This is a genomic window from Parapedobacter sp. SGR-10, assembly GCF_011030405.1.
Lineage (GTDB): Bacteria > Bacteroidota > Bacteroidia > Sphingobacteriales > Sphingobacteriaceae > Sphingobacterium.
The window spans coordinates 1-338 of sequence record NZ_JAAJTJ010000080.1 but is presented as its reverse complement, the minus strand read 5'-3'; the positions used below and the strand labels follow the sequence as shown (position 1 = coordinate 338).

Here is a 338-nt window from a genome sequence, read left to right as displayed (position 1 = left end):
ACGGGAGAATAGCCGATATCAGAATCTGAAATAGACAATTCGCTCCTTAACAACAACGGTGGTTGTGCCATAAATTTAGGCGTACTTCCCTTATGTGGTTGAGCTGAATGAACCAAAAACGGATGACATAGGTAAACAGTACCCGCTTTACCAGTTGCATACACTTCTTTTCTTTTTGGCAACTCGTCCAACTTGCCTGCAAGTTCCATAAAAGAAAGACCTAAATCTCCTTCTTTAGATAATAATCTTGCAACATCAATATGAGAACCTTCATAAATGATTGTTGGAGCATCATTTTCGCTTACATCTGAATACAAAATCAACATTAATAATGCTCG

General features: G+C 37.9%; 1 pseudogene. It reads right to left on the bottom strand.

From position 1 onward, the window contains the following. Positions 1–338, bottom strand: a pseudogene (locus G5B00_RS17945) (phytanoyl-CoA dioxygenase); the annotation flags it as partial.